The sequence below is a fragment of the Corynebacterium glucuronolyticum DSM 44120 genome (assembly GCF_030440595.1).
Classification (GTDB): Bacteria; Actinomycetota; Actinomycetes; order Mycobacteriales; family Mycobacteriaceae; genus Corynebacterium; species Corynebacterium glucuronolyticum.
The window spans coordinates 643,017-666,490 of record NZ_CP047452.1; the positions used below are offsets into that span (position 1 = coordinate 643,017).

Below are 23,474 nucleotides of genomic sequence, written 5' to 3' on the forward strand. Positions count from 1 at the left end.
GCGGGAGGGCGATTAAGATTTCTGCCATGACTAACCGCGAGCCCCTCAACCGCGACGAACTCCAGCGGCGCTTGGTAGACACGAACTTGTACCAGCAGCTCACCGTCTTGGATCACACCGGCTCCACCAACGCCGACCTCCTCCAAGCCGCTGCGGACGGTGCCCCCACCTTCACCGCAGAGATCGCCGAGTTCCAGGACGCCGGCCGCGGTCGCCGTGGCCGCGCCTGGGTCACACCTGCCCATTCCCAGGTCACCTTCTCCGTTCTCGTTCGTCCGCGCACCCTCGACCACTTCGGCTCACTGTCTCTTATGGCTGGGCTTGCGCTTATCGACGCTCTGTCGCCACTGCTCGGCTCTCGTGTCGCCCTCAAGTGGCCGAACGACGTCCTCGTCAGTGGCAACAAGATCTGTGGCATCCTCGGCGAAGCACAAGCGCTTGCCACCAACCACCCCGAGGTTGTCCTCGGTTGTGGGCTGAACCATTCGCTGACGCGCGAGGAACTGCCCGTCGACAACGCCACCTCCCTCGCGCTGGAAGACATCGATGTCGACCGCACCGAACTGACCATCTCCGTCCTCACCGCCATGCGCAACCGGCTCGGCGCCTGGGCCACCGGTGATGTCCACATGGACGACTACCGCGCCGTCTGTTCCACCATCGGCAAGGACATCCGCGTCATGCGCCCCGGCACCGACGATCTGCTTGGTAGGGGAGAAGACGTCACCGATGAAGGCTTCCTCGTCGTCCGCGATCGCTCCGGCGAGCGCCACGAACTGTCTGCCGGCGAGGTCCACCACGTCCGCCCACTGGAGTAATTCGTGCAGCTGGAGCCCAACGAGCTGATCCTCGCCGACGTCACCACCACCTTCCGACACCTCACCATGCCAGCCATCCGGCTGCTGCTGGCCACCGGCGTGTGTTCCATCGGAGTGGGAGTTTTCGACCGTCCTGCAGGCGCAGAACTCGCCGGTGTTGCCCTCCCACCCGAGTGGCGGTCACTCGTCCTCGCCATCTGGGCGGTGTGGGTGCTCATTGGATTTGTGTGGCCCGTGCTTATGTCGCGGACCGCCCGCACGACAATCACTACCAAGCGGATCATCACCCGCAAGCCGGGGCTCTTCGTTCGCCCGCAGTCGATTTTCTACGAGGAAATCGACGCTATCCACCGCCGCTCCTCCTCCCTCGTCATTTCCACCTACACATCCCGACGCCCCGTCGTCATCGACAACGTGCCCAAAACCAAGCAGCTTGTCCAGCTCATCGAGGACACCTACTAGGCTTAAATGGGTGAGCACTAACGATCCCCACGCACCAGGCATGCCGATCGTCACCGTAATCGGCGACGGTCAGCTCGCCCGCATGATGCAAACAGAAGCAACAGAACTCGGCCTTACAATACGGCTGCTGGCAGGTGCCACCGACTCCTCAGCGGCCCAGGTCACCCCCGACGTCACCATCGGCGACTATACCGTCCTTGAGGACGTCCAGGCCGTAACCACAGGTGCCGATGCCGTCACCTTCGACCACGAGCACGTCCCAGGCGACATCCTCCACACGCTCATCGACGCCGGCATCAACGTCCAACCCCAGCCCGACGCCCTCCTCTACGCCCAGGACAAACTGGAAATGCGCAAGAAGATGCAGGAATTGGGGCTGCCGGTGCCGTGGTTCACGGATGTCACCGACCCCTCCCGCCTACCAAGCGGAAAACCGATCTGCCTGAAGGCGATCCGCGGCGGCTACGACGGCCACGGTGTCTGGTTCACCGACGATGCCCCCACCCTCGCCGCCGAGCTGATGGACAAGGGTGTCAGCCTCATGGCAGAGGACAAGGTAGAGCTCAAGCGCGAACTATCGATCCTCTCCGCCCGCCGCCCCTCCGGGGACATCGCCCAGTGGGACATCACCGAAACCATCCAGACCGACGGCATCTGCGTGGAGGCTCTCGCCCCCGCGCCGGGGCTCACGGAAGAACAGGCAGAGACGATTCGCCACATTGGACGCACCGTCGCAGAAAAGCTCGGTGTCACCGGTGTCCTCGCCGTCGAATTGTTCGAGACCACCGACGGAGAGATCCTCATCAACGAGCTCGCCATGCGCCCCCACAACACCGGCCACTGGACGCAAGACGGCTCGGTCACCAGCCAATTTGAGCAGCACCTCCGCGCCGTCCTCGACCTCCCCCTCGGCTCCACAGCCCTCACCGCCCCCGCCACCTGCATGGTTAACACCCTCGGAGGCGAGTCCGGGCAGGACATTCCCGCCGCCATGGCGCAGGTGTGGAAAGACTACCCCGAGGCCAAGGTCCACTGGTACGGCAAGTCCTACCGCGCCGGCCGGAAACTCGGCCACGTCAACGTCTCCGGCGCCGATGCCGACACCGTACGTGACCGCGCCCGCGCCGCCGCCCGGATTATAGTGGGGAGCCATGAATAACTGCTTGGTAGGAATCATCATGGGGTCCGACTCCGACTGGGATACCGTCAAACCCGCCGCCGACATCCTTGACGAGTTCAATGTCGCGTACGAAGTAGGCGTCGTCTCGGCCCACCGCACCCCCGACAAGATGCTCGACTACGCCCGCACGGCCCACACTCGTGGCATCAAGGTGATCATCGCCTGCGCTGGAGGTGCCGCCCACCTGCCGGGCATGACGGCCGCCGCTACGCCGCTCCCTGTCATTGGCATTCCCCGTGCGCTGAAGGATCTCGACGGCCTGGATTCGCTCCTCTCGATCGTCCAGATGCCCTCCGGTGTCCCCACCGCCACCGTTTCCATCGGCGGGGCCAAGAATGCTGGTCTGCTCGCCGTGCGGATGCTGGGGACCGGTGACCCACAACTCGTCGAAAAGATGTCCGCCTACCAAGCGCAGATGGCTGCCGAGGTGGAGGAGAAGGACCGCCGGCTCCAGGAGCGTCTCTCCTAGCGTGCGCCCGCTCGTCGTCCTCGGCTCCAGGCTTATCGACGGCCTACCAGGCGCCACCCTCACCCGCCGCCTGGCAGCTGCCCGTGAGCACATCACCCCCGCCACCACCGTTGTCGTCACCGGCCACAACGGCGAAGCCGAGGCCATGCGCGATTGGCTCGTAGACCACGGTGTCGACGCGTCCCACATCATCGTGGAACCTGAAGCCCGTTCCACCAACGAGAATTTGGAGAACGCCTACCATGCGCTTGGTAGGGCTACGCGTTTCGACGTGGTGACAAGTGACTTCCATGCACCCCGCGTCCGCATGTGGGCCTGGCACCACCAGTTCGATGTGAGTGTCATCACTGCGCCGACCCCTGCCGATCGGCGTTTGTTTATCTACCTACGCGAGCTAGCTGCGATTCCGCACTCGGCGCTCCGAATCCTGTGGCGCAGAATCCACAGGCCGTAGCTAACCTGCTGCTGAGTTATCCACAGATCGTGCGCCTACCATGCGCGGAGCGTGCGCGTGGTAGTTAGAGTTCGAGGCATGACACACGCACTCGACTCCCTCGCCTCCGCGCTGACGGGCCCGGGCATACTCATGGAGGCCCTGGCTCTCGGCTCGTCGGTCGCCCAACGGGTCGAGAAGCTTGTCGACGATTATCATCTTTCCCCTTCTTTCGCTCGCCGGCTCTGTAACGGTGCCACCAACTGGGTCGACTACGACCTTGTCGCCGACCCACGCCCCAACGAGCTCCCCACCGAGTACCTCATTCTCATCTCCAAGGGGATGAACAACCTGGAACCGGAAGAGCGGGAAACTTACCGCAAGGAAATGCTCAGCTACGCCGTCGACAAGCAACCAAACGTGCTCGAGATGAAAAACGCGTGCGCGGAGCGGGGGCGCGCCCACCTACCACGCAACACCCAGCCGTCACTGACCGTCGGCCCGCGTGCGGACGCAACCGGGCTCAAGCACGCCCGACTTGCGCTCAAAGCCCAGCAAATGGACGAATTCATCAGCGTCTGCAACTACCTCGCGCCCGACGATTCGTCGATGTCGACGTCTGCTCGGTGGGCGCAGGGCCTCCGCAAGCTCGTTGCGTTGTGGAAGGAAGGCACCTACGACGACGTCACCCTCACCCGCATCTGGGACCGCACCCTTACCCCCTGCTTCATCATCAACGCCGACGACGCCACCTACCAAGGAGACGGCAAGTTCGCGACCACCGACGGTAACCTCATCGATGGCGATGACCTCGCTAACTCCCGGCTCGCACCCTTCGGCTTCGTCTCGATCTACGACAAGAACGGCAACATCGGTGTCCACTACCAACTAGAAAACGAGCGCTTCGCCAGCAAAGAGCTCCGCTCCGCCCTCGCCTGCGACCAGATCTTCTGTGCACACCCCGGCTGCTACCGGCCGGCAGTCTACAGCCAAATGCACCACAGCAAGGCCCACTACCTCGGCGGACTCACCGACGCGATCACCCTCCTGCCCCTGTGCAAGTACCACAACGGGCGAAACGACGATGACCCCGGAAAACCCAAAAACGGCCGCCACGAGCGCGACCCCGTCACCGGCGAGGCCGGATTCAAACCACCCGGATCCGACGAACTCCACTTCAACCGCAGTGAACTCCGCGACCGCTGTGGCCGCGGCATCAACATCCGCCAACGCGGTATCTTCCGCGAGCACTAAACCGAAAAGCCCACCAGGAGCACTCCTGATGGGCTATTCGACGTGCCTCCGTCAGCCCTTCACACCGCCTGCGGTCAGTCCCGCCACGATGCGACGCTGGAAGACGAGCACCATCACTACCAAGGGGACCGTCACCAACGTGCCAGCAGCCATCACGGCGGCGTAGGGGTACTCAAAGGCGCTCGGACCCGAGAACCTGGCGATCGCCACCGTCACAGGTTCCGTCGCTGTTGTCGATAACTGCTTCGCCAACATGAACTCATTCCACGTCGCAATGAACGCCAAGATAGCCGTGGTAAATAGCGCTGGTGCCGCCAAAGGCAGCAGCACTTTCCGGAAGGCCGTAAAGCGGCTCGCACCGTCCACACGAGCTGCCTCCTCCAACTCCCACGGAAGCTGCTTAAAGAAGCTAATTAACGTATACACCGTCAGTGGCAGCGCAAACGAAATATTCGGCACAATGAGCGCCTGGTAGGTGCCAATCCACCCAATGTTTGAAAACAGCTGAAACAGCGGTGTCACAAGAGCGATACCAGGGAACATCGAGGCCGCCAGAATGATGGCCGTAACGATTCCCTTGCCCCTAAAATTCAGTCGGGCAAGTGCGTAGCCAGCCAACACCCCTACCAAGACTGCTAACGCAGTGGTGGCGAGGGAAATCAAGAGCGAGTTGCCGATGGCTCGAAGGAAGTTATTCCCCTTGTCCGTTGCCAGAGCATCTTGAAAATTCTCTAGCGTGACGTGAGTGAAGAATGGCGTTGTGTCGAATGTGTGCTTGGAGTCGCGAAACGCGGTGACAACCATCCAATAAAACGGTGCCAGAGTCCACAATATGATGACGGCAAATCCGAAATAAGTGCGTGCTGCTTTCATCGTTGGGTCTCCTTGGTAGTGATCATGTTCGCATCGATATGAATCGGTTTACCAGGCACGGGCTTATCACTGCTTGGTAGGGGGGTTGTCTTTTCCCTCTTCGGCGCCACATCCGCCCCCAAGAACCGAATCATGATAAAGGCGACGGCGAAGATGAGCAGGAAGATGAGTGTGGATAGGGCGCTTGCTGAGTTGAAGTGGCCCTGTCGGAGGTCTTCGACGACGAGTTGTGAGATGGTGGCGGTGGGGGAGTTGGAGCTGGAGGAGATCATGATGACTGGTAGGTCGTACATGCGTAGTGCGTCGAGGGTGCGGAAGAGGATGGCGACCATGAGCGCGGGTTTGACCAGTGGGAGGGTGATGTTGGTGAAGATTTGGAAGCGTCCGGCTCCGTCGACGCGTGCGGCTTCGTAGATTTCTTTGTCGATCATTTGTAGGCCGGCGAGGATGAGGAGTGCCATGAAAGGGGTTGTTTTCCAGACGTCGGCGATGATGACGGCGGTGCGGGCAGCCCAGGGGTCGGTGGTCCATGATGTTTCCCTACCAAGCAGGGAGTTGATGAGGCCGTTGTCGGAGAAGAGGAATTGCCAGAGTTTGGCGGTGACGGCGGTGGGGATGGCCCAGGGGACGAGCACGGCGGCACGGAGGAGGCCGCGGCCGGGGAATTCTTTGTTCATGACGGTCGCCATCCATAGTCCGAGGAGGGTTTCGAGGGCGACGGTGACGACGGCGAAGAAGAGGGTGATGCGGACGGCGGGCCAGAAGTCGGTGGCGATGGTGCCTGGTGGGCATGTTGTCACGACGCCGGAAGGCGACATGCATCGTTGTTGGAGCCAGTAAAGGTAGTGATCGGCGCCGGCGAAGCCGCCTTCGACGAAGAGTCCGGTCTCGGGGTCGAGGTGCTTGTCTTGTTGGAAGGACAGGTAGATGGCCCGGAGGATGGGGTAGCCGATGACGATGCCGAGGACGATGAGGGTGGGAGCGATGAGCGCCCACGCTGTCCGGGTTTGTTTGGCTTGTTGCACGCGTTTCCCTTTCCTTGGTAGGGGTTTGGTTGTTAGTTTAGGGGACTACGGTTGTGGGTATGTGCAAGTCTGTAGCTCTTGTTGTTGAAGGTGGTGGCATGCGGGCGAGTTACACGGCCCGCTTTTTCGAGCGTCTCATTTCCAGTGGCATTGAGGTGGGCTGGGCTGGCGGCATTTCTGCTGGTGCGTCCCAGGTTCTCAACTATCTCTCGGGCGACGAGTTCCGCGCTCGTGTGAGCTTTTCGACGCTCCTTTCCTCCCGTCGCGTCGGTGGTCTGTCTCCCCTCCTGCGTGGTAGGGGGCTTTTCGACGGCCAGTACATCTACCAAGACATCGCCCAGCCCGACGGCGCCCTCCCCTTCGACTTCGAGGCCTTTTTCGCCCATCCCGCCGAGGTGTGCATCCAGGCGGTGCGCGCGGATACCGGGGAGACGGTGACGTGGAATCGCGCCGATCTGTCTACCAAGCATTCGGTCATGCTCGCAGCCCGTGCTTCGGCGACAATGCCTGGTGTGATGAAGATTCCGTTCATCGATGGAATTCCCTATGTCGACGGTGCTGTCGGCGATACCGGTGGCATTCCTATTGAGCCGGCGCTTGGTAGGGGAAGGTTTGCCATCGTCCTCACCCGCCCCCGTGGCTTCCGTCGCACGCCTCCCGAGCACCCGGAGGTGTTGCGGGCGTTGTTGCGGAAGTATCCGGCGGTGGTGGATTTGATGATGACGCGGCATGAGCGGTACAACGCGTCGCTAGAGCTCGTCGACAAGCTTGAGCAAGAGGGGAAGGCGAAGGTTTTTTATCCCGAGGGGCCGTTGGTGAGTAATAAGGAGCGCGATGGTGCGAAGATCATGGCCTCCTACCAAGCGGGTCGGGAGCAGGTCGATCGGGAGTGGCCGGAATGGCTCGATTTCTTTTATAGCTAAAAAATACCGCTGCTTGGTAGGCAGCGGTTTTTTTTAGTTCGCCTTACTTCGCAGCCTGCGAAATTGCGGCTGCCATGTCCTTGGTGGTGTCATCGACGGACTTGCCTGCGGTGATGGCTGCGTAGGTGTTGTCCTGGATGGCCTTGGAGATGGCGGTGTAGAAGGGGCTGACGGGTCGCGGCTTGGCGTTTTCGAGGGATTCCTTCAGCGCGGGGAGGTAGGGGTACTTCTCCACGAGTGTGGCGTCTTCGTAGATGGATGCGAGGACGGGTGGGAAGGAGTTGTCGGCAAAGGAGGCCTGGTTGTCTTCGTTGATGATGAATTCGATGAAGTCGCGGGCGGTTGCCTTGTGCTTGGAGTTGACGTTGATGCCGTTGTTGTATCCGCCGAGGGTGGATACGCCGGTGCCGTCCTTGGCTACCAAGGGGGTGACTTCGAAGTTGATGCCGGCTTCCTTGGCGTTGGTGTACATGTAGGGCCAGTTGACGGCGTAGGCGGTCTTGCCTTCGGTGAAGGCGAGGTTGGTTTCTTCCTCGGTGGCGGAGGTGGAGCCCTTGGCGATGGTGCCGTCGGCGTAGCCGTCGACGAGTGCCTGGATGCCTTCCTTGGCTTGGTCGGTTTCGACGGCGGGTGCTTCGGAGTCGTCGAGGACGCTGCCACCCCAGCCGTTAATGAAGTTGGTGGTGTTTACGGTGAGGCCCTCGTACTGCTTGAGTTGGAGGGTGAGGCAGTCTTCGGACAGTCCCTGGCAACTGTCGGCGAGTTCTTTCCAGTTGGCCGGTGCATCGGTGACGAGGTCGGTGTTGCGGAAAAGGAGCTGGCCGTTGGTGTTTTGTGGCAGGGCGTAGAGGGTTCCTTGGTAGGTGGCGGATTCGACGGTGGCGGGCAGGAGGCCGCTGGTGTCGACGGCGAGGTCGCCTTCCAGGGGCGCGAGGTACTGGTTGGCGGCGAAGTCGGCCGTCCAGATGACGTCGAGGGCCATGACGTCGTAGTCGCTGGAGCCTGCTTGGAGGGATTGGACGAGGGTTTCGCGCTGGGCGTCGGCCTCGCCGGCGAGTTCCTTGAGCGTTACCTGCTCATCGGGGTGGTCTGCGTTCCACTTTTCGATGACAGGCTGGAGCTTGTCGGTGTCGTTCTTGCCCATCGCGAAGGTGATCGGCCCGCGGTCGGCGGCACCTGCGGTTGCTTCGCTCGTCGACGAACTGTCGGCACTGGAGGGTGTCGATGTTTCGGAAGAGCAGCCTGCTAGTGCCAGTGCTGCTGCGGTGCACACAGCACCGATGACGGTCAAACGCTTGGTAGTCACGTGAACCTTCCTTTTTGATTAACAACTGGTTAGAACCAGATTAACTACCAAGCAACCGAAAATACAGGAAGTTGCCCTAATTCCGGGGGAGAGTGACGCGGTTACCCGTCTCCCGGTCAAAATAGTGGGCCCGGTCCATCTCGGGGATGAGAAGCACGCGGTCCCCTCTAAATGGGGTGGTCCCGCCGCCGAGTCTGGCGACGAGCGGGGTCGAGGGGGCGTCGTCGCGGTGCGCGTAAACGTAGGACGTTGAACCCAGTTCCTCTACCAAGGACACGGTGGCGGGGATGGAGAAACCGGAGGAGGTGCCGGCGGTGGCGGGGGTGCAGTGGAGGTGTTCCGGGCGGATCCCGAAGGTGACCGCACCCATCTCGGCAATGTCGGCGGGGATGAGATTCATGGCGGGAGACCCGATGAAACCGGCGACGAACGCATTGGCCGGGGCGTCGTAAAGCTCACGCGGGGGAGCGACCTGTTGGAGCGCACCGTCCTTGAGTACCGCCACCCGATCGCCCATCGTCATGGCCTCGACCTGGTCGTGGGTGACGTAGACGGTGGTGGTGCCGAGGCGGTGCTGGAGGTTGGCCAGCTGGGTGCGGGTCTGGACGCGCAGTTTCGCGTCGAGGTTACTGAGTGGCTCGTCCATGAGGAAGACGTGCGGTTCGCGGACGATCGCGCGGCCCATGGCCACGCGCTGTCGCTGGCCACCGGACAGGTCCTTCGGCTTCCGGTTGAGGAACTCGGTGAGGTCCAGAAGCTCTGCGGCCTCGGCGACTTTTCGGTCGATGTCCTTCTGTGGAAGTTTCGCGAGTGAGAGGGCAAACCCCATGTTCTTGGCCACGGTCATGTGCGGGTAGAGGGCGTAGTTCTGGAAGACCATTGCCACATCGCGGTCGGCGGGCTCGGCATCGGTGACATCGGTGCCGCCGATGGTGATGGTGCCCGAGGCGACCTTTTCCAGGCCGGCAAGCGCCCGCAGGGTGGTGGATTTACCGCAGCCGGACGGGCCGACGAGGACGAGGAACTCGCCGTCGGAAATGTGGAGGTTGAGGTCGGCTACCGTCGGCTTCTCGGCGCCGGGATAGCGGATGCATACATGATCGAAAACTACGTCAGCCACACGTTTACCCTACCAAGCGGTGGCGCGTTCCACGTCCGCAATGTGGGCGAATCGTTCCTCGCTTGCCTCGCCGCGGACGATGACGATGGAACCGCCGGTGGCCAGCTGTTCGAGCGCCTGCGCGCAGCTGTTCTCCGATGCCCGGACGATGCGCTTGGTAGGGGAGCCCTCGCGGGTCAGTGAAGGCGTTGGCTCGGGGAAATCGTCAGGGTACATGCGCACGGTGGTGGCGAAGTCGAGCGCGCCGGGTGGCAGGGCAGAATCGGGGAGCGGGGCTCCCAGCGGGTCGTCTCCCACGATGATCTGGGTGGGGGCATCTGATTGCTTGTCGACGCCCAGGAGCGCGACCTCCTCGTCTCCGCGGGGCTCACCGTAGGTGATGCCGGCGGCGATGGCGCCGAGTGCGATGACAATTTCCTGCCAGTCGTGGGGAACATCGAGGGCGATGGCATCGCCGGGGGCAAGGTCGCATTCGTCGCGGAGCATCCCGGCCACTTTCGCGGCCCAGTTGGAGAGGGTGACGGCGGAAAACTCCACTCGACTACCACGCGCCTCGTTGTAGACGGTGACGCGGGGCTCGGTCGGGGTGAGGTGAGAAAGTAACTCCATTGGCGCTAGTTTACGCACTGCGGACGGTTGCCCTCCGCGGTGATTGTCGGTGATAAGGAATCCTCGACGGCTTCACCAGGTTGGCCCACAACATCGGTACCCGTGTCCTGTTCCTCGAAAGCATTGGTTGACTGCGGGCCGACGTAATCACCTGCGGTGACAACGACGACGGAGCCTGCATCGAGGGTGGGGGAGGTCGTAATCGGCAGGTTGCCCAGCTTTTCGGCGATCTCCTTGGCTGCCGGATCGTCGGCAGTAGGAGCGACAACCTGCGACGTAAAGTACAAGCCTTCTTGCGCGTTGGTGACTGTAGTGACGTGGTAGTTTTCGTCGCGAAGCCACCCGCCGACGGCGCCGGCAAGCCCGGCGACCTGGGAGGCATTGAGGACAGTTACGTTCACATCGGAGGTCACGGGGGCGGCGTTTTCCCCGGCGTGCGGGTTCGGGTTGTCCTTCGTACCGAGAAGGGATTCGAAGAACCGCTTCACCTCATCCGGATCCACCGTGATGATGGATTCGCCGTAGTCGCCGACACCGTCGACGGAGGTGACGGGAATCGTATCGAAGCGAACGTTGCCGCCAGCGAGGTTTTGCAACTGGGTGGCGAAGCTGATGATGTCCCAGTCCTTATCGATGATCACCGAACGACGAGCGGCCTCCGCAAGCTCCGTCAGCTTCGACGGATTGGTCAGCGTGTTGGAGGAGAGAACCTTCTGCACGAGAGAGGCCATGAACGCCTGCTGGCGCACAATTCGGTCGAGGTCACCGCGGGGCAGTCCGTGGCGCTGGCGAACGAAAGCGAGGGCCTGTGGGCCACCGAGAGTTTGGTACCCGGCGGTGAAATCAGCCCCGGAGTACTCGTCGTAGGTGGCCTCGTTGAGACACACGTCGACGCCGCCGACGGCATCGGTGAACAGGACGAAGCCCAACAGGCCGATCTCTGCATAGTGATCGACGGTGATCCCCGTAAGGTTGGAAACCGCCTGGATAAGCCCGCGACGCCCAGCGTCCTTGCCCTCCGATTCGATGTATGTTTCATCGGTACGACCCTCCCCGCGCAGCTCCATCTCTCGCTCGTCCTTGTGCGCCTTGTACACGCCATTGATCTTCATATTCCCGTGTTCGGGATCGTGGATGTACGTATCGCGAGGCAAGGAGATTGCCGTGGCAGAGGATCCGTCGTTGGGGACACGGATGAGCATGATCGTGTCCGTGTTGTCGTTTTCTTCGTCACCGGCGTGGAGCATGTCGATCTCCTCCGGTGTCAGCCGGTTGCCCTGCGCATCGGAGCGGGAGTCGGATCCGACCAGGAGGATATCCGTCGCGCCGTCCTTGGCATCGCCGTGCTTAATTCCTCCGCCACCGCCGAGCTCTAGGTTGCCGGTTCCTGTAACCTCTGCGCCGATCCTGCCCACGGAGGCGTATCCCAATCCGGAAAATGTTAGGGCGAGTGCGCTCACGCCGGCGACGACGCCCTTCACCAGACGGGAACCTTTCTGCTGCGTGCGGGGGGTCGACCGTGGCGCGGGCTGGATATTTCGGACCAGTCGGGAGCGATTAGACACGGCCTTCGCGAACCTCCAATAAAGTGGGCAGTAATAATAGAACCTAAATTTTACAACGGGAAAGGTCTCATGGAAATTGCAGTCCTGGGTGAGGGTGGCCAGTTAGGCACCGCGATGCAGCTCACCAACCCCGGTTTCACCCTCCGCAAGCTTGGTAGGCGAGATGTGGACCTCGTCCAGCTTGCCGCAGGTGACCGCGCAGCTACCCGCGCCGCGAAAGACGCCGTGAGCGGGATTGGGTGCGTGGTGAACTGTGCGGCACGAACGGACGTGGACAAGCAAGAAACCGATCCCGAGGGGGCAGATGCCGTCAACCACCGTGGGGTGGCGCGGCTGGCAGAACTCACCCGCGCCCGTTTCATTCACGTTTCCACCGACTACGTCTTCGGTTCGGGAGCACCCCGCCGGCCACTGACTCCCGCAGATGCCACCGATCCAGACACCGTCTATGGTGCCAGTAAACTGGCAGGAGAAAAGGAGCTCATCGGCAGGAAAGATACGCTGATTGCGCGGACGGCGTGGCTGTTTAGTGGCGACCGCCTACCAAGCAAAAAAGACTTCGTCTCTACGATGCTGCGGCTTGCGCGGGCGGGGAAACCCGCGCGTGTTGTCGACGACCAGGCGGGGAGCCCCACCTTTGCCTTTGACCTGGCTACAGGGCTGTGGGAAGCCGTGAATTTGGAGGCGACGGGCATCGTGCACGCGGTGGGGCGGGGGCAGGCGACGTGGTACGAGGTAGCCTGCGCCACCTACCAAGCGGCCGGGGCGGATCCGGACCTTGTTCAGCCCTGTACGAGCGAGGAATTTCCGCAGGTTGCCAGGCGGCCGTCGTGGAGCGTCATGGATACCTCATCCTGGGAACTTGCTGGGTTTACGCCATTTCCGGAGTGGCGAAGCGGTGTCGAGCGGGCGGTAACAGGTAGGATTCTGTGACCGTGAAGCCAATTGCCGTCATTACTGTTACCTACTCCCCAGGCGAGTACCTGGGGAGGTTTGTTGATTCGTTGGCGCGCGCAACCACACGCGGGACGTACACCGTGCTTGCGGATAACGGCTCGACAGACGGGGTCCCGGAGGACACCGCAGCAACCCATCCGGCAGTGGAATTCCTCCCTACCGGTGGAAATGTGGGTTATGGAACCGCCATTAATATTGCCGTCACCTGCTTGGTAGATAAGCGGGAAAAAGGCGAGGTCGACGACGAATATTTCATCATCTCCAATCCGGACGTAGAGTTTGGCGAGGGGTCCATCGATACGCTCATCGAGTGCGCGTCGCGCTGGCCCGATGCAGCCTGCGTCGGCCCGCTCATCTTGGAGGCCGACGGCAGCCCGTACCCGTCGGCCCGCGCAGTACCGACGATTACCAATGGCATTGGGCACGCACTCTTCAGTGCAATATGGCCTTCCAACCCGTGGACGACCGCCTACCGCCATGCTTCCGATATGTCGACGGAACGTCCAGCTGGCTGGCTGTCCGGGTCATGTCTGCTGGTTCGTTGGGATGCATTCGAGGCCATCGGTGGGTTTGACGAGCGCTACTTCATGTACATGGAGGATGTGGATCTGGGTGACCGGTTCACTCGCGCGGGTTATAAGAACGTACTGTGCCCCGAGGCAAAGATTAGCCACGCGGTTGGGCACGCGGCAGGCAAACATCCGGAGAAGATGCTGCCTGCTCACCATGACTCGGCGTACCGGTTCCAAGCGGATCGTCATCCCGGGGTGGCTGCGCTGCCTCTGCGGGTTGGTCTGTGGCTTGGACTCAAGGTTCGCTCGGCGGTTGCTGTGGCGTGTTCGCGCCTGAAGCGGAAATAAGAAGGACGTAAAGGAAAAGATCATGACTGACAACAATCCGATGCAGGGCGTCGATGCTGTGATCCTCGTCGGAGGCAAGGGCACCCGCCTGCGCCCGCTGACGGTAAACACTCCGAAGCCGATGCTGCCCACGGCGGGTGTGCCGTTTCTGAGCCATCTGCTTGCACGCGTAAAAGCTGCGGGAATCGACCACGTTGTGTTGGGGACATCGTTTAAAGCGGAGGTCTTTGAGGAATACTTCGGCTCGGGGGAGGGGTTCGGGTTGGAGATTGACTACGTGGTGGAGGAGGAGCCGCTGGGCACTGGTGGCGGAATCCGCAACGTATTCTCCAAGCTGAAAAACGACACGGTCATGGTCTTCAACGGGGACGTGCTCAGCGGTTCGGATCTGACTGGGATCGTGAACACACACCGCATGCACGATGCCGATGTCACTCTGCATCTCGTTCGGGTGGCGGATCCGAGCGCGTTCGGGTGTGTGCCGACGGATGCTGACGGCCGGGTAATCGCCTTTTTGGAAAAGACGGAGGATCCGCCGACCAACCAGATCAACGCGGGTTGTTACGTGTTCAAACGTGAGGTTATCGAGGCGATTCCGGCTGGACGCCCGGTATCTGTTGAGCGTGAGACGTTCCCCGGCTTGCTGTCTGCAGGTAAACGCGTCTACGGGCATGTGGATCACGCCTACTGGCGTGATATGGGGACGCCCCAGGACTTCGTTCGCGGTTCGTCCGACTTGGTTCGTGGTATCGCCCCCTCTCCGCTTCTCGACGGGCGACACGGCGAGGCGATCGTCGATCCTACGGCGGGCGTCAAAGATGGCGTGCTGCTCCTCGGAGGCACGGTTGTCGGGCGCGGCGTGGAAATTGCCGCAGGGTGTCGTCTCGACTCCACTGCGGTATTTGACGGAGCGCAGATCGAGGCGGGAGCGACAATCGAAGATTCAATCATCGGTGAGGGCGTTCATATCGGCGCGAACGCACGGATTAGTGGCTGCATCATCGGCGATGGCGTGCGCATCGGTGCGCGCTGTGAGCTGCGGCAGGGGATGCGCGTGTGGCCTGGGGTGGAAATCCCGGATAACGGCGTGCGCTTTTCTTCTGACGCGTAGCGATATAACACGCTTGGTGAGGTTTTCGTTTTAGCGACACGCCCTGGCGTTCCGATGTGTGTCGCTGGCGAAGGGCTACCACAATATGTGCTACCCCCGGTATTTACCCCTGAGGTGCTCTAGTTGTGACTGGTGTGACTTGTGGGGTTAAAGTCCAGGGGTTTCGATTCTTGGAGGAAAAAATCCCGGGCGGCGGGTTGACTACATTTTGTGATTCGCGGAATAATTACAGACGTGTAACAGAGATGCATGGATACAGGTGTCCCCCCCGTTCGGGCCGATGGCCACATCCGGTCACCGCGCGACGTGATGTCGCGGAAACGAGTAGGGTAGCTGTAAGGTTTCATCACCTCGGTTCACACGCGAGTGCCACCCTGGAATAGGGTGTGGTGCTTACCGTTCGATGTCAGTAGCCCACCGAGAATAGAAAGGTAGAACCCGTGGAAGACTCCTCCTTACCTCGCGGAGTAGATACGTCGCGTGACGACGATCGCCAGCGGGATGCCTTTGTAGAAGGGCTGAGCTTTGACAACCTGTTCACCGCTGTGGAACAGGAATGGCAGGATCAGGCACTGTGTGCCCAGACAGATCCGGACGCGTTCTTCCCAGAAAAGGGTGGATCTACCCGAGAAGCGAAGCGCATTTGCAAGGCCTGCTCGGTTCGCGATGAATGCCTTGAGTACGCGCTCGAGCACGACGAGCGCTTCGGCATTTGGGGTGGCCTCTCCGAGCGTGAACGCCGTCGCCTCAAGAAGAAGATGGGCTAGACCTTTCAAAACGTTAGTGATAGAGCCACGCGGTTTCCGCGTGGCTCTATGTGTATCTGTGTACCCTGCAGGCCGGTGTCATGAACCGGGGTTGATGTCCTCCGGGTCCAGTCCCAAGTAGCTTGCAACAAGGTCGGTGAGTATGGAGGTAATGAGTTCTTGTTCCTCGAGCATCCCCGTGGCACGCTCCTGCACGGGGCCACGGAAGATGACGATACGGGGCCGTGTGGGGCGCCCCGCCGCGTCGAGCCCAGTAGGAACGATGCGGCCGAGGGGCACGGGGCCGTCGGCGACGATGTCACCGTCGAGGGCTGCGGCGTCGGGGTTGAGCTGCATGCGGGGGACGGTGTCCACGGCGACATCGACAGTGGATAGCTGGTCGTAGTAGGCGTGGAGGAATGGGGCATATGCTTCGACAACGTTGGCATCGAAAAGCTGGCTCCGTGTGCGTGCGCGGGGCACGTCGTGGGGGAGGATGGGGCCGCGTGGCCCGCGTCCGTGTCGTCCGTGTCGTGATTTCGCCACCATGGTCCCCAAGTCTAGTTGCACCGTGGTCTACACTGATAAACCGTGAATACTTTTCGACGCTGCTGTCGCCCCGGATGCGGAAGGCCTGCTGTCGCCACGCTGTCTTACGCGTACTCGGAATCCACCGCGTACCTGGGACCCCTGGCGCCCACGCCGAACCCGCACATGTGGGATCTTTGTGAGAAGCACGCCGAATCTATTCGCCCGCCCGTCGGCTGGGAACTCCTCAAATATGAGGACCTCGGATTCGACTACGAGGAGGATGATGATCTCACCGCGCTGGCCGAAGCCGTGCGAGAGGCGGGGCGGACCAACACGGGGCTTGTCGATCACTCGGTAGGAAAACACCGTAAGCAAGAGGATGACGATCATTTTCGGCATCCCTCGAAGCACAACCTCACGTTCGCAGCCCCCGAGAACACCCCGCCCACTGTGGTGCGGGAGAAACCGACAAGCGGTCCACCGGAACGTCGACAAGCGAAAAAGGGACCGACACGGCGCGGTCACCTGCGTGTTGTACCGGACGCTACCGATTAACGTCCTCCACCGCCCGAGCCTGTAGGAATACCTATGGGCACTTTTTGCACGCGTGAAACGTTGAGAGGGCAAGGAACACTTCAAAAGGAGTAAATCATGCGCAGCCGAGAACTGATTGACAGTGTGATCAAGGCCTACGACGTCCGAGGCGTGGTAGGAGAAACACTCGACGCGGAGCTCGCACACGATATTGGCGCGGCGTTCGCTATCCTCATCCGCCGGGACGGGGAGCACACGATCGCCATCGCCCACGACATGCGTGATAGCGGGCCGGAGCTCGCCCGTGCTTTTAGCGACGGCGCGCGGTCCCAGGGTATCGATGTCACGTACATCGGCCTGAGCTCCACCGATGAGCTGTACTACGCTGCCGGAGCCCTGAACACCTCCGGCGCAATGTTCACAGCGAGCCACAACCCGGCCAAGTACAACGGCATCAAGCTGTGTCGGCCCGGTGCCCGGCCGGTGAGCCGCGACACGGGGCTCGGGGAGATCGCGGACATGGTGTGCGGTCAGATTCCCGCCTATGACGGCCCACAGGGTAGCTACGAGGAAAGAGATGTGCTCGGTGGCTACGTTTCCCACCTGCGCGGGCTCGTGGATCTCTCCGGTATGCGCCCGCTGACCGTTGCCGTGGACGCCGGCAACGGTATGGCCGGGCACACCGTCCCCGCAGCCTTCGAAGGGCTACCGATCACGCTGGAGCCTCTCTACTTTGAGCTCGACGGCACTTTCCCCAACCACGAGGCGAACCCGCTTGACCCGAAGAACCTTGTTGATCTGCAGAAGTTCACCCCGGAAAAGAAGGCGGATATAGGGCTCGCCTTCGACGGAGATGCCGATCGCCTGTTCGTCGTGGATGAGAACGGCGATCCCGTGAGCCCGTCTGCGATCTGCGCGCTCGTAGCCACGCGCTACCTGGAGCAGTTCCCCGGCGCCACGATCATTCACAACCTCATTACGTCGAAGACCGTGCCGGAAATGATCACCGAGCACGGTGGTCACCCGGTGCGCAGCCGTGTCGGCCACAGCTTCATCAAAGCCCTCATGGCGGAGAAGAAGGCTGTCTTCGGCGGTGAGCACTCGGCCCACTACTACTTCCAGGAATTCTTCAACGCAGACTCGGGCCTCCTCACTGCCCTGCACGTGCTGGCCGCGCTGGGAGAGGCCGATAAGCCACTGTCTGAGCTCATGGCGGAGTACTCCCGCTATGCCGCTTCGGGTGAGATCAACACGCGGCTTTCCGGCACGCAGGAGCAGGCCGAAAAGACCCAGGCCGTGCTCGATGCCTTCGCCTCTCGCACGGAGTCCACGGACGACCTCGACGGAGTCACCGTCCAGCTGAAGGACACCCCCGCGTGGTTCAATCTCCGCGCATCCAACACTGAGCCGCTTCTGCGCCTCAATGTCGAGGCCCCGACTGCGGAGGAAGTGGATGCCATCGTCGAGGAGGTTCTCTCCATTGTCCGGAACGACCAGTGAGCTCGCCCGTTTTTTCCCCATCGCCAACGAAGGGGCGGAGGTTCGTTCCGTAGCCGGTTGGGTGCGCGACGGAGGCACACGCCAGCTCTCCGGCTTCCGCCCCCGCGCTCACATCGTGGTGACGTGGGACGAGGTCAGTAGGGCGATTGCTGAAGCCGTTGCCGGCGAATGTGTGGTGACGGATCACCTGCCTACCAGTGCCGGTGCGCTGGACCAGGTCACGATCATTGGGGACGATCCGCGCGCGCTGGAGATCATGTTTGCTGCCCAGCAGCGCGGGTGCGCCGTCACTGTCATCGCTGCCCCGGACTCGCCGCTGGTGAGCGAGCATGCGCGTACCACGATGGTGCCGCCACACATCCCGTTTGCGGAGGATATGTCCGTCGCTCGGACGCTCGCGACTCTCGTCGCGGTGACCTCTCCGGTGGCCACGGTGGCTGAGGAACTTACGGTTTTATCCACGCTTGTCGACGAAGAGGTCGTCGCCTGCCACCCAGATCGCGAGGAAGTGACCAACCCCGCGCGGACGTTGGCGCGCACCTGTACCCAGGGCATTCCCGTGCACGTCGGTCCAGCACGACTGACCCGGCTGCTGGCGGAAATCAGCATCGCCCGCGGTGTGCCGGCACTGTCGGCCACCGCACGTCAAGCGTCGGCCTTTCAAACTAATGATGTAGCCTTAAGCATCGTTGATTGGTCGGATGGAGACGCGGGCAACGACCCGGAGGTAGAGGATCTGCCGGCAGCAGGCTCCCCGGCTGTGGACATAGTGACAACGCTGCGATGCGCGACCCGCGTCGCGGCGGCAACTGTAATGGAAGTGTTGTAAAACGTGGAGAAACTTACCGGTGCGCTGCGCACATACCCATGGGGTTCGCACACTCTGCTGGCGGATTTGCGCGGAACAACGTCACCTTCGCCCGCTCCCGAAGCTGAGCTATGGTTCGGGGCGCATCCGGGTGGATCATCGCTGATCGGCGATCGCCCGCTGACGGAGATTATCGCCGAGGACCCGGAGGGACAACTCGGCTCCAACAGCACGAGCCTGCCGTTTTTGGTTAAGATCCTCGCCGCAGGTGAGCCACTGAGCCTCCAGGCACACCCGACCAAGGAGCAGGCAGTAAAGGGATTCGCCCGCGAAAACGAGGAAGGCATTGACATCTCCGCCCCGGAACGCAACTACCGGGACGATAATCACAAGCCGGAACTCCTCATCGCGCTCAGCCCCTTCCGGGCGCTCGCCGGGTTTCGGCCGCTGGCTTTGACCGCGGAGCTGTTCGCCGCCTTTTCCTGCCCCACCCTCGATCGCTACCGCCTCATGGTGGATTGCGAAGATGAGGGAGAGGGGCTGCGAGCTCTCCTGACTACGTGGGTATCTATTCCCCGTACGGCACGGGAGACACTCATCGGCGAGCTTGTTGAGTCCATTGACGGTTACATCGCACGTGCAGACACGAAAAAATGGATCGTGGCCGTGGGCGAGGAGATTAAAGCTCTCCAGGAGCGCTACCCATTCGATGTCGGTGTCCTCGTCGCGCTCCTGCTCAATCTCGTGGAGCTCGCCCCGGGCGAAGCCCTCTACCTGGATGCCGGGCAGCTGCACTCCTACCTCGGTGGCTTAGCGGTGGAAGTGCAAGCAAATTCGGACAATGTGCTCCGCGGTGGCCTCACCTCTAAGCACGTTGACGTTCCGGAGCTCGTCCACGTACTGTCGTTTGCCTCACTTGATGATCCCCGTGTCCACGCTGACGCGGATGGGCGCTACAGCGTGCCCGTGGACGAATTCGCTGTTCGCCACGTCGCTGACACGGATCTCAACCTTGCCCACGGCACCCCTCGTATCGTCGTGTGCGTCAGTGGGACGGTGGATGCCAGCGATGGGACGACGCTTGCCCCCGGTGAGGCTGGGTGGATCGCTGCCGGCGACCCCGACACACAGCTCACCGTGTCTGGGAAGGCGATGATCGTCTCCTGAGGGCGGAGCCCGGTCTTCCTTCCCGGCACTGGTGTGCCGACAGGGGCATGGGACGGCACGCCCTTTACCTACCAGGCGTGAGGAGCGAGCCACAGGCGGCGCGGGCGGAAGGCCGGGCTCAGTGTGGTTCGCAGCTGTGGGGGCGTGGCGCTTCGCAAGGGCAACGACGCTCGTGGAAGGGGGCTCATGGGGGACGGTGCTCGCGGGGGACAGCGCCCACGGGGGACGGTGCTCGCGGGGGACAGTGCTCGCGGGGGACAGTGCTCACAGGGAATAGTGGCCTGCACTCAGATCACGATGGGCATGGGCAACGTCGCAAGCGGGATGCCCTTAGGAAGCGTCGCACGTGGGATGTCCAGAGGGCGCGTCGCACTGTAGGGGGGGTGCCAGCTACGAATCCTGGAGGACCCCGGAGGAATCCTCTGCAGGGGAGTGAGACCGGGCGATCTCCTGCACTCCTGGTGACAACGGTGTGACGGGAGAATTGCCCGAACTGCGGTGAGCAGGATCGGTGGGTCCCTTTTCGGTAGCCATGGTGTTCGGCGTGGGCTCCGGTGATGCGGATTCCTTGCCGTCTGTGGGCACGGGCTTACCCTCTGCCGAGGGATCGACGAGTGGCGGATCCGCTGGCTGCAGCGATGGTTCCTCGATTGTTGTGGTCGCCGGGGCGGGAGTTGGTGGTGTCGTAGGCTCGACCTGTGGGGTCGTGCTTGGCGCCGGTTGAGTAGAAGTATCGTCGGGCATCTCCTCGGTTCGCGACGGACGCGAGTTCGACTCACTATGTCGTGAATCCGACGGTTTGGTCTGCGGAACAGGATCGCCCTTCTCCTCGAGCGGTTGATTGGGCTCCTGCTGGGGCACGCCACCCTCCTCTGCGCCCTCGTGCGCAGTGGTCGGTGCACTCTGGGTGCCGGATTTCGGCACCTGAGCGCGTTCCGAGCCGGGCCGTGTTCCTCCAATGCCAGGGCCGGAGTTCGGCGCCAGGAAGGGATCCCTGGGCGAAACGGCCACTGTGGGAGTCTTTACCGGGAGTTGGGGTGCAGTGGATTCGTCTTCAAAAAAACGCTCCGACGTGGTGGTTTGCGATGGAACAGGATCCTCAGTGGAAACTAGGCTACTGCTAATGGCAGTATCAGTAGTTGTGGTCGACGATGGCATCGACAAACGCCATACGCCGAAGCCGAGACCAGAGGCGACCACCATGCCAGTAGCCACGAAGAGGCCAAGGCTGCGCGTTGAGTTTCTCATTGCCCTTTGACCTCCAATTCGCTAAACCTGGTTTATAACAATTTCATAACCTCGCGCCTACCTTAACACAAGAGGTAGGGTGCGGGAAGTGCTTGAAGTTTGTTTCCCATTTGAAAGAGAAGGAAAAGACCAATGGGTGCATGGGATGCTGAAGTTCTAAATGCTGATATCAACGAGGATTTTCTCGACGAACTCAGTTCTCTCGAAGGCGAGGATCTGGTGGAGGGCGTCGTCGACGCCATCATGCTGGTGGCCAAGGGTAATGCCACCTCCGATGAGGAGGAGGCTAACGGAATTTGCGCGGCAACAATCGCCTCGATTTGGGCAGGTGCGCCTTACTCCGCCTCTGACGCTATCGACACCTATCCCTTCATCGTCGATCCTGATACCGATGTCACGGAGGCCGTGTTCGAATCCATTGCTGAGCCAGCCGCCGACATTCTGGAAAATGCCGATACTGAGCAGGATCTTGAGGTCTACATCGAGGCGCTGAACTAGCGTCACGGTCGCACGCGCAGCCGGCTCTTTGTGCAGTGCCCTGGCGGGATCCCTGTGGCGCTGGGCGCGCATGTGTACTCGTGCGGAGAAAGTGCTTCCTGGGGTGGGAAGCTGGGGGAGTGCCCAGTGGTAGCTCCTGTGAAGTCTGCCACTGGGAAGATGAAGCACGGCCAAAACTGCTAGCGAGCTGTACCATGGAACGGTGTGCTGGTGGCACAGAAATGTGCCTTTCACCCGGTGCATCGGCAACGGGATGAAGCCGTAGTGGTTGGCCCCGGAGCCACAAGGACAACCTAGATGGAAACGGTGACACATGATCCTGGCTGTAGAGGGAATTGACGGGGCAGGGAAAAACACTCTCGTCAGAGACCTTTTGAAGCATATCGACGCAGAAACCCTCTCCTTCCCTCGGTACTCCACATCAGATGCCGCCAAACTTGCGCGGAAGGCTCTCTATGGCCGAATGGGGGACATGACCGAGTCTCCATATGCCATGGCTGCCCTTTTTGCTCTGGATCGTGCGGGGGCACGGGAATATCTACAAAAATATGCAGCTTCGCAAGATTCCATCTTGATCCTTGACAGGTATGTAGCGTCAAATGCTGCATATACGGCTGCACGCTTGGAAGACATGGATGCTGCGCAATGGGTATACGACCTGGAATATGGGGAGTTGGGGCTTCCTAAACCAGCGCTGCAAATCCTTCTTGAAACTCCCGCCTCGGTGGCACAGGAGCGGGCAGAATCGCGCGCCCGCGCGGAGCGTGATCGGGCGAAAGATACGTATGAGCAGGATAGTAGCCTGCAGGTGCGGACATCTGTGGCCTATCGGAGGCTCGCCCGTGGCCAGTGGGCATCGCCCTGGCTCATCGTCCCGCATACGACGACTCCGCAGGAGGCTACCGAGGAGATCCTTAACCGGTTGCTTTAGCCTGGTGGGGCGCTGCCGTGACTTTGTGCACGGCAGCCAGGCTCATCCATTTATCGCTGCCGGTCAGGTGCAAGATTTTGCACCTCTGTTTTCGCACCTCTATTTTCGCGAAGATCATTTCGTCCAGACGTTTTCTTTGGGACGTTGGCAAACCGTGGCTGCTCAACGCTAGTCACCCGTAGTTGTTCACATACATGGTGCGAAAAGTTCCTGTGGCCTTTTGCGGGCGAGTGACGACAGGGCTCGGATGTATATATCCCTCAGTGGAGATGTCTGAGCAGGGGATATACAGGTGTTTTCCACATTTGGGGGGAGATAGTGAAAAGGGTTGCGTGTGTGACAGGTGATGATGTACCATCTGGTTATAACCAAACATCCCCGGCGGAGTGACCCACAGTAATTCCAGCCCCACGTCCTACGGACGGGGCACATTGATCACTTGATCGCAGGGATGTTTTGGTATGTCTGGGGTCTTTCTTTCACCAACTTTTAACGTGCGTGATTGGAGAAAAGCTGCGGTGATTGTCACTGCTGCTGCGGTGAGTG

Annotated in this window: 25 protein-coding genes; 17 read left to right on the forward strand and 8 right to left on the reverse strand. The window is 61.3% G+C overall.

What is annotated here, in order from left to right; genetic code table 11:
* Positions 1-26: 26 nt before the first annotated feature.
* The 6 genes from CGLUCO_RS03020 (at position 27) to CGLUCO_RS03045 (ending at position 4,616) form a co-directional block, all read left to right on the forward strand.
* On the forward strand, positions 27-818 hold the full coding sequence (locus tag CGLUCO_RS03020; protein ID WP_005395024.1) for a biotin--[acetyl-CoA-carboxylase] ligase: 792 nt from the start codon (positions 27-29) through the stop codon (positions 816-818).
* A 3-nt stretch (positions 819-821) separates the two neighbouring features.
* Positions 822-1,280 carry a hypothetical protein gene (locus CGLUCO_RS03025; RefSeq protein ID WP_005390352.1) on the forward strand — a complete coding sequence of 153 codons (459 nt, stop codon included), beginning with the start codon at positions 822-824 and terminating at the stop codon, positions 1,278-1,280.
* Between the two features lie 10 nt (positions 1,281-1,290).
* A complete protein-coding gene (locus CGLUCO_RS03030; protein WP_256381092.1) occupies positions 1,291-2,439 on the forward strand; it encodes a 5-(carboxyamino)imidazole ribonucleotide synthase in 1,149 nt (382 codons plus the stop codon).
* Positions 2,432-2,929 (forward strand): 5-(carboxyamino)imidazole ribonucleotide mutase, encoded by a 498-nt coding sequence (purE, locus tag CGLUCO_RS03035; RefSeq protein WP_084036870.1) that lies wholly within the window; start codon positions 2,432-2,434, stop codon positions 2,927-2,929. Before CGLUCO_RS03030 ends, purE begins: the two co-directional genes overlap by 8 nt.
* A gap of 1 nt (position 2,930) precedes the next feature.
* The gene (locus CGLUCO_RS03040) at positions 2,931-3,383 is read left to right on the forward strand and encodes a YdcF family protein (protein ID WP_084036872.1); all 453 of its coding nucleotides are present in this window, start codon (positions 2,931-2,933) and stop codon (positions 3,381-3,383) included.
* Positions 3,384-3,461: 78 nt separating this feature from the next.
* The gene (locus tag CGLUCO_RS03045; RefSeq protein ID WP_005390345.1) at positions 3,462-4,616 is read left to right on the forward strand and encodes an HNH endonuclease signature motif containing protein; all 1,155 of its coding nucleotides are present in this window, start codon (positions 3,462-3,464) and stop codon (positions 4,614-4,616) included.
* Between the two features lie 51 nt (positions 4,617-4,667).
* Here CGLUCO_RS03045 and CGLUCO_RS03050 read toward each other — a convergent pair whose 3' ends face one another.
* Both CGLUCO_RS03050 and CGLUCO_RS03055 read right to left on the reverse strand, forming a co-directional pair.
* Entirely contained in the window at positions 4,668-5,489 is an 822-nt protein-coding gene (locus tag CGLUCO_RS03050) for a carbohydrate ABC transporter permease (RefSeq protein WP_005390344.1), read from the reverse strand.
* On the reverse strand, positions 5,486-6,514 hold the full coding sequence (locus CGLUCO_RS03055) for a carbohydrate ABC transporter permease (RefSeq protein ID WP_005390343.1): 1,029 nt from the start codon (positions 6,512-6,514) through the stop codon (positions 5,486-5,488). The genes CGLUCO_RS03050 and CGLUCO_RS03055 overlap by 4 nt, the downstream gene beginning before the upstream one ends.
* A gap of 59 nt (positions 6,515-6,573) precedes the next feature.
* Between CGLUCO_RS03055 and CGLUCO_RS03060 the strand changes: the two genes are divergently transcribed.
* Positions 6,574-7,437, forward strand: coding sequence for a patatin-like phospholipase family protein (locus tag CGLUCO_RS03060; protein ID WP_005395028.1), 864 nt, complete (start codon positions 6,574-6,576; stop codon positions 7,435-7,437).
* A 43-nt stretch (positions 7,438-7,480) separates the two neighbouring features.
* Here CGLUCO_RS03060 and CGLUCO_RS03065 read toward each other — a convergent pair whose 3' ends face one another.
* The 4 genes from CGLUCO_RS03065 to CGLUCO_RS03080 all read right to left on the reverse strand — a co-directional run bounded on the left by CGLUCO_RS03065 (position 7,481) and on the right by CGLUCO_RS03080 (position 12,037).
* Positions 7,481-8,743, reverse strand: coding sequence for an ABC transporter substrate-binding protein (locus CGLUCO_RS03065; protein ID WP_005395029.1), 1,263 nt, complete (start codon positions 8,741-8,743; stop codon positions 7,481-7,483).
* 76 nt (positions 8,744-8,819) lie between these two features.
* Positions 8,820-9,863, reverse strand: coding sequence for an ABC transporter ATP-binding protein (locus CGLUCO_RS03070; protein WP_084036874.1), 1,044 nt, complete (start codon positions 9,861-9,863; stop codon positions 8,820-8,822).
* Positions 9,864-9,872: 9 nt separating this feature from the next.
* On the reverse strand, positions 9,873-10,472 hold the full coding sequence (locus tag CGLUCO_RS03075; RefSeq protein WP_005390339.1) for a TIGR03089 family protein: 600 nt from the start codon (positions 10,470-10,472) through the stop codon (positions 9,873-9,875).
* Between the two features lie 5 nt (positions 10,473-10,477).
* Complete coding sequence (locus CGLUCO_RS03080) at positions 10,478-12,037, reverse strand: LCP family protein (RefSeq protein WP_040428911.1); 1,560 nt, start codon at positions 12,035-12,037, stop codon at positions 10,478-10,480.
* A 69-nt stretch (positions 12,038-12,106) separates the two neighbouring features.
* On the opposite strand from CGLUCO_RS03080, the gene CGLUCO_RS03085 reads away from it, so the two are divergent.
* From CGLUCO_RS03085 to CGLUCO_RS03100, 4 genes are all read left to right on the forward strand, one after another.
* Positions 12,107-12,970, forward strand: coding sequence for an SDR family oxidoreductase (locus tag CGLUCO_RS03085; RefSeq protein WP_084036876.1), 864 nt, complete (start codon positions 12,107-12,109; stop codon positions 12,968-12,970).
* A complete protein-coding gene (locus tag CGLUCO_RS03090) occupies positions 12,967-13,854 on the forward strand; it encodes a glycosyltransferase family 2 protein (protein ID WP_005390336.1) in 888 nt (295 codons plus the stop codon). The genes CGLUCO_RS03085 and CGLUCO_RS03090 overlap by 4 nt, the downstream gene beginning before the upstream one ends.
* Before the next feature lie 22 nt (positions 13,855-13,876).
* Positions 13,877-14,965: a mannose-1-phosphate guanylyltransferase gene (manB, locus tag CGLUCO_RS03095; RefSeq protein ID WP_005390335.1), complete on the forward strand. Its 1,089-nt coding sequence runs from the start codon at positions 13,877-13,879 to the stop codon at positions 14,963-14,965.
* 518 nt (positions 14,966-15,483) lie between these two features.
* Positions 15,484-15,732, forward strand: a complete 249-nt coding sequence (locus CGLUCO_RS03100) for a WhiB family transcriptional regulator (RefSeq protein ID WP_196793961.1) — start codon at positions 15,484-15,486, stop codon at positions 15,730-15,732.
* A 78-nt stretch (positions 15,733-15,810) separates the two neighbouring features.
* Here CGLUCO_RS03100 and CGLUCO_RS03105 read toward each other — a convergent pair whose 3' ends face one another.
* The gene (locus CGLUCO_RS03105) at positions 15,811-16,260 is read right to left on the reverse strand and encodes a metallopeptidase family protein (protein WP_196793948.1); all 450 of its coding nucleotides are present in this window, start codon (positions 16,258-16,260) and stop codon (positions 15,811-15,813) included.
* Positions 16,261-16,302: 42 nt separating this feature from the next.
* Between CGLUCO_RS03105 and CGLUCO_RS03110 the strand changes: the two genes are divergently transcribed.
* From CGLUCO_RS03110 to manA, 4 genes are all read left to right on the forward strand, one after another.
* Positions 16,303-16,797, forward strand: a complete 495-nt coding sequence (locus CGLUCO_RS03110; protein ID WP_081446527.1) for a DUF3499 domain-containing protein — start codon at positions 16,303-16,305, stop codon at positions 16,795-16,797.
* A 96-nt stretch (positions 16,798-16,893) separates the two neighbouring features.
* Positions 16,894-18,276 carry a phosphomannomutase/phosphoglucomutase gene (locus CGLUCO_RS03115; protein ID WP_005390330.1) on the forward strand — a complete coding sequence of 461 codons (1,383 nt, stop codon included), beginning with the start codon at positions 16,894-16,896 and terminating at the stop codon, positions 18,274-18,276.
* Positions 18,257-19,105: a hypothetical protein gene (locus tag CGLUCO_RS03120; RefSeq protein WP_084036878.1), complete on the forward strand. Its 849-nt coding sequence runs from the start codon at positions 18,257-18,259 to the stop codon at positions 19,103-19,105. The genes CGLUCO_RS03115 and CGLUCO_RS03120 overlap by 20 nt, the downstream gene beginning before the upstream one ends.
* Before the next feature lie 3 nt (positions 19,106-19,108).
* On the forward strand, positions 19,109-20,251 hold the full coding sequence (gene manA / locus CGLUCO_RS03125) for a mannose-6-phosphate isomerase, class I (RefSeq protein WP_084036880.1): 1,143 nt from the start codon (positions 19,109-19,111) through the stop codon (positions 20,249-20,251).
* A 390-nt stretch (positions 20,252-20,641) separates the two neighbouring features.
* Here the strand turns inward: manA and CGLUCO_RS03130 are convergent, their stop codons facing one another.
* Complete coding sequence (locus CGLUCO_RS03130; protein WP_143336946.1) at positions 20,642-21,499, reverse strand: hypothetical protein; 858 nt, start codon at positions 21,497-21,499, stop codon at positions 20,642-20,644.
* 132 nt (positions 21,500-21,631) lie between these two features.
* Here CGLUCO_RS03130 and CGLUCO_RS03135 point away from each other — a divergent pair, with 132 nt between their 5' ends.
* Together CGLUCO_RS03135 and CGLUCO_RS03140 are read left to right on the forward strand one after the other, a co-directional pair.
* Positions 21,632-21,997, forward strand: a complete 366-nt coding sequence (locus CGLUCO_RS03135; protein ID WP_005390325.1) for a hypothetical protein — start codon at positions 21,632-21,634, stop codon at positions 21,995-21,997.
* 313 nt (positions 21,998-22,310) lie between these two features.
* The gene (locus CGLUCO_RS03140) at positions 22,311-22,928 is read left to right on the forward strand and encodes a dTMP kinase (protein ID WP_005390324.1); all 618 of its coding nucleotides are present in this window, start codon (positions 22,311-22,313) and stop codon (positions 22,926-22,928) included.
* Positions 22,929-23,474: the final 546 nt, after the last annotated feature.